This window comes from Streptomyces sp. NH27, from assembly GCF_056859195.1.
Genome location: NZ_JACEGK010000560.1, coordinates 1 through 4,998 on the forward strand (window position 1 = coordinate 1; position 4,998 = coordinate 4,998).

The window sequence follows — 4,998 nt, forward strand, 5'->3', positions numbered from 1 at the left end:
GCGCAGCGCGTCGGCAGCGTCCGAGCCGCCGGCCAGCTCGACCTCGAGCAGCTGCTTGCCGAGCAGCTCGGGGTCGGGCAGGTCCATCGGGTACTCGCCGTCGAAGCAGGCCCGGCACAGGTCGGACTTGGGGATCGTGGTCGCCTCGACCATCGCGTCGATCGAGATGTACGACAGCGAGTCCGCGCCGAGCGACTTGCCGATCTCCTCGACGCTCATGCCGTTGGCGATCAGCTCGGCGCGGGTGGCGAAGTCGATACCGAAGAAGCACGGCCACTTCACCGGCGGCGAGGAGATCCGGATGTGCACCTCGGCGGCGCCGGCCTCGCGGAGCATCCGGACCAGCGCGCGCTGCGTGTTGCCGCGGACGATGGAGTCGTCCACCACGACCAGCCGCTTGCCGCGGATGACCTCCTTGAGCGGGTTGAGCTTGAGCCGGATGCCGAGCTGCCGGATCGTCTGCGACGGCTGGATGAAAGTCCGGCCGACGTAGGAGTTCTTCACCAGGCCCGAGCCGTACGGGATGCCGCTGGCCTCGGCGTAGCCGACCGCGGCCGGCGTGCCGGACTCCGGAGTCGGTATCACCAGGTCGGCCTCGACCGGGGCCTCCTTGGCCAGCCGGCGGCCCATCTCCACCCGGGACAGGTAGACGTTGCGGCCCGCGATGTCGGTGTCGGGGCGGGCGAGGTAGACGTACTCGAAGACGCAGCCCTTGGGGCGGGCCTCGGCGAAGCGGGAGGAGCGCAGCCCCTGCTCGTCGACGGCGATCAGCTCGCCGGGCTCGATCTCGCGGACGAAGCTGGCGCCGCAGATGTCCAGGGCGGCGGACTCGGAGGCCACCACCCAGCCGCGCTCCAGCCGGCCCAGCACCAGCGGGCGGATGCCCTGCGGGTCACGGGCGGCGTACAGGGTGTGCTCGTCCATGTAGACGAGGCTGAAAGCACCCTTGATCTTCGGCAGCACCTGTGGTGCCGCCTCTTCGACCGACAGCGGGTCGCCGTCCGGGCCGACCTGGTTCGCCAGCAGCGCCGTGATCATGTCCGTGTCATTGGTGGCCGCCACCTTCATGCCCCGTCCGGGACCCTGCGGCAGCGCGGCGACCATCTCGGCGAGCTCGGCGGTGTTCACCAGGTTGCCGTTGTGGCCCAGCGCGATGGAGCCGTGGGCGGTGGCCCTGAAGGTGGGTTGCGCGTTCTCCCACACGGACGCGCCGGTGGTCGAGTAGCGGGCGTGGCCGACGGCGATGTGGCCGGTCAGCGAGCCGAGGGAGGTCTCGTCGAAGACCTGGGAAACCAGGCCCATGTCCTTGAAGACCAGGATCTGGGAGCCGTTGCTCACTGCGATGCCCGCGGACTCCTGTCCGCGGTGCTGCAGGGCGTACAGCCCGAAGTAGGTGAGTTTGGCGACCTCTTCCCCTGGGGCCCAGACACCGAAGACACCGCAGGCGTCTTGGGGGCCCTTCTCACCGGGGAGCAGGTCGTGGCTGAGTCGTCCGTCACCACGAGGCACGTTGTCGAGTCTAGGGCAGGAATGCCTCTCATCCGAACGGGCGAACCTTCATTTCCGCGGGTCTACGCGCGTCATGCCTTACGTGGCAAGCGGTGTGATGTTCGCCGTACGGAGTCGGGCGCGCCCGGGCGCAGGGTCGTTTTCCGGCCAATCGCGTCGGGGAGCCCTCGTGGCCGCCACCCCGCCCACGCCCGTCCAGCGCTCCCGGAACCGACAGAGCGGCGGCCCGGGGGGAATCAGAACCGGACGCCGGGGGGAATCGGCCGAGCAACTCCGCAGCAGCTACCCCAGGACCGGGAGGTACGGCGCGAGGTCGGCGCGCTCGCCGGACGCGGAGACGCGGGCGGCCTCGACCTCGTCCGCGAACGAGGAGCGCCCGGTGGACAGGCGCAGCCAGGTCATGGGGTCGGTCTCGACCACGTTCGGCGGGGTGCCGCGGGTGTGGCGCGGCCCCTCCACGCACTGCACGGCGGCATACGGCGGCACCCGCACCTCGACGGAGTTCCCGGGCGCCTTCGCGGCAAGCGCGTCCGCGAGGACCCGCACCGCCCCGGCGACCGCGTGCCGGTCGAAGCCGATCTCGATGCCGGTGGCCCGGGCGAGGTCGTCGCTGTGGACGACCAGTTCCACCAGCCGCGTCACCAGGAAGTCGCTCGCCCGCATCGGGCCGAACGGGCCCGGCACCAGCCGGTCGGTGCTGGTCGCCTCGGCCTCGAGCGCCGCGAGCCGCTCCGCGGCGGCGTCGAGCGCGACGAGCGGATCAGCGGTCCGCGCCTCCTCCGCCCGGGTCGAGGCATCCAGCTTCTCCGCGATTCCCGCGGTGGACAGCGCCCAGGCGTCCAGCCCGACCGTCTTCGCCCCGACCGTCTTCGCCCCGGCCGGCGGCGGCTCCGCGGCCAGCATCGTCCCCATCGCCTCGACCTGCCGCACGATGTGCACCACCAACAGCCGCACATCCCAACCCGGCAGCCCCGAGGGCCACTTCCACTGCTCCCCGGTCAACCCGCGTACGGCCACCCGCACATGCCCCACCTGCGCCCGCAACGCCCCCCACGTCCGCGCGGGCTCATACGTACGGACACGGCGGCGGCTCTCCCCAGGGGTCGGCATACCCCCGAGCTTAGCTTTCGGGTGCCGCGGCCCCTTCGGTCCACTCCAGCAGTTGCCGCGTATCCAGCTCGATCCCGACCGGCTCGGGCAGGGTCACGGTCTTGCCGAACGCGACGACGTGCCGGTCGCGGTAAGCGCCGTCCTGCGGGTCGCTGTGGATGCTCACTTCGCGGCGGTCCCGGTCGATCAGCAGGTACACGGGGATGCCCGACTCGGCGTAGGCGCGCGGCTTGTCGACCCGGTCGCGCTGGTTGGTGTCACGATCCCGCGAGGTCACCTCGACCGCCATCAGTACACCATCGGGGTCGGCCCACTCCCCGACCGTTCGGCCGACGAAGTGCGCGACAGGAGCGAGCGTGCCATCGGGCCGAGCCCGGCCGTTTCTGTAGGACTCGACCTTGAGCCCTTGACCGGTATGGAGATCCCACTGGGGTTTCTGCTGGATGCACTGACGGAGCAGCCACATCGTGATTGCCTCATGGATCGCGTCCGGCACGCGCTTGACCCCCAGCTTTCCGCCGATCAGCTCGAAGCAGAGGCCCTCCTCGTCACGCGCCGCAAGTGCGGCGATGTCCTCGAAGGTCTCCGGCAGCATCTGCGCGTCATCCCACGCCTGCAGCCGGTCGTCCACAGCGGTCACCCCGTACCTCCCTGTGTCCGAATGCTCACGTTCAGATTCTGATCGTACAGACGGTCAGCAACCGAACGTGACCACGCGGCCACGCTCACCCATGCCTGTGCACTCAGGCAACTCGGACAACGAGCGTAGCCGCGCGGACCTCCTCCCGCCGGGCGCTCAGCCCTGGCGGGGGCGTTCGAAGGTGATGAGCAGGCCGTCGACCGCGCCGGGGCCTATCCGGCCCTTCACCTCGCCGGAGGTGATGTCCTTCAGCGCCCAGCCGTCCTCGGCGTGCTTGTTGAGCACCTTCTCCAACTTGTCGCTGTCGAGCGCGTCCCCGATCAGCGCTTCACGGAAGGTGACGACCTTGTACTCGTACATGTCCGGCCTTTCTCGGTGGTTTCCCGGTACTGCGTAAGTGCCACGTCGTACCTGCTGACGCACCCGACCGGCCCGGAGGTTGCGGCGCCCGCCGACCACCGCGTCCAACCCCTGGAATCAGATACTCTGATTCCATGAAGCTGATGACCGCCACCGAGGCATCGCGGAACTTCGCCGCGCTCCTGGACGCCGCGGAGCACGGCGAGACCATCGTGATCACCAGGGCCGGACGCCGGCTGGCCCAGATCGGGCCCGCCAACGCGGGGAACGGCGCCGCCCTCAACGACGTACTCGCGAGCAGGCCCCAGGACGACGGCTTCGCCGCCGACGTGGCGGCGACCCGCGACTTCCTGACCGACGAGACGGCGGCGACGTGGCCCGACGCCTGATCCTCGACACCGGCGTGCTGATCGGCACCAAGCGCACCGGCACCCCCGTCGCCTTCGCCCCTGACGACGACGTCGCCATCGCCGCCGTGACCGCGGCCGAACTGCTCCTCGGCGTCGAACTCGCCGACGACGCCCGTCGCCAGCCCCGTGAGGACTTCGTCAGCGCGGTCCTCGCGGTCGTACCCGTCGAGGAATACGGTCCCGACATCGCCCGTGTCCACGCCCGCCTGCTCGCGTACGTCCGACGCAAGGGCAAGCCGCGCGGCGCGCACGACCTGCTCATCGCAGCCACGGCGGCCGCCACGGCCCGAGCGGTGGTCACGCTCGACCGACAGGCTGCGTTCGCCGAGTTGCCCGGAGTACGGGTCGCGGACCTGCCCGGCTGACCACGCCGGACCGCGGCCGGGCTACGGCCGCTGCCGCAGCAACGCGCTTCCCAGGTCCCCGGGCTCGAACACGGCGAGGGCCACCCGGAGTTCGTGGTCGAGGGCGTCCCAGATCTCGGCGGCCAGCCTGTCCGGAGCGTCCACCCGGGTCGCCGTCTCGACGTACGGCTCGGCGGTGGCGACCGCGCGGCCGTCGGAACTGTACGTGGTCATCAACATCGCATCACCCGGGGCGAGTTCGCCGACCGCAAGCGTGAGTACGCCGGCTGCTTCCCGCCCGCTGGCACCGCGCCGGGCCGCGCCGAGCCAGGCCCGCCCGGTGGGACGGTGAACGACCACCGTGATCCGGGGGGTGAAGATCGGCGGATCGGGCTCGTACGACAGCCCGGACAGCGCACGTACCGGCTCCGCTCCCTCGTCCAGCCGACCGCCGACCTGCGCGACCTGCTCGCCGTTGCCGTACACCAGCCCCTCGCCGCGCTCGCGCGCGCCTACGTAGTGCCGCAGCGGGTCGTCCCCGGGGCCCTCTGTCGCGGCAACCACCAACTCACCTTCACCGAGGCGTAGTTCGCGTGCCTGCGACGCACGGGTGCGCCCCGTGAGG

7 protein-coding genes are annotated in these 4,998 nt (G+C 70.9%); 2 read left to right on the forward strand and 5 right to left on the reverse strand.

All coding sequences use genetic code 11. The features are described 5' to 3' along the window. From purF to AC13HU_RS31885, 4 genes are all read right to left on the reverse strand, one after another. Window positions 1–1,509 (reverse strand): amidophosphoribosyltransferase (gene purF / locus AC13HU_RS31870; protein ID WP_483045457.1); only part of this gene is annotated, 1,509 nt, incomplete at its 3' end. Window positions 1,510–1,791: 282 nt separating this feature from the next. Beyond that, complete coding sequence (locus AC13HU_RS31875; protein ID WP_483045458.1) at window positions 1,792–2,619, reverse strand: maleylpyruvate isomerase family mycothiol-dependent enzyme; 828 nt, start codon at window positions 2,617–2,619, stop codon at window positions 1,792–1,794. Window positions 2,620–2,629: 10 nt separating this feature from the next. Then, entirely contained in the window at window positions 2,630–3,259 is a 630-nt protein-coding gene (locus AC13HU_RS31880) for a Uma2 family endonuclease (RefSeq protein WP_443057128.1), read from the reverse strand. A gap of 156 nt (window positions 3,260–3,415) precedes the next feature. Continuing rightward, entirely contained in the window at window positions 3,416–3,619 is a 204-nt protein-coding gene (locus AC13HU_RS31885) for a DUF4177 domain-containing protein (RefSeq protein ID WP_329367717.1), read from the reverse strand. Between the two features lie 134 nt (window positions 3,620–3,753). On the opposite strand from AC13HU_RS31885, the gene AC13HU_RS31890 reads away from it, so the two are divergent. After that, entirely contained in the window at window positions 3,754–4,008 is a 255-nt protein-coding gene (locus AC13HU_RS31890) for a type II toxin-antitoxin system Phd/YefM family antitoxin (protein ID WP_328465733.1), read from the forward strand. Beyond that, on the forward strand, window positions 3,993–4,394 hold the full coding sequence (locus AC13HU_RS31895; protein WP_483045459.1) for a PIN domain-containing protein: 402 nt from the start codon (window positions 3,993–3,995) through the stop codon (window positions 4,392–4,394). Before AC13HU_RS31890 ends, AC13HU_RS31895 begins: the two co-directional genes overlap by 16 nt. A gap of 21 nt (window positions 4,395–4,415) precedes the next feature. On the opposite strand, the gene AC13HU_RS31900 is transcribed toward AC13HU_RS31895, so the two are convergent. After that, the coding region (locus tag AC13HU_RS31900; RefSeq protein ID WP_483045460.1) for an IMP cyclohydrolase at window positions 4,416–4,998 on the reverse strand (583 nt) is incomplete at its 5' end.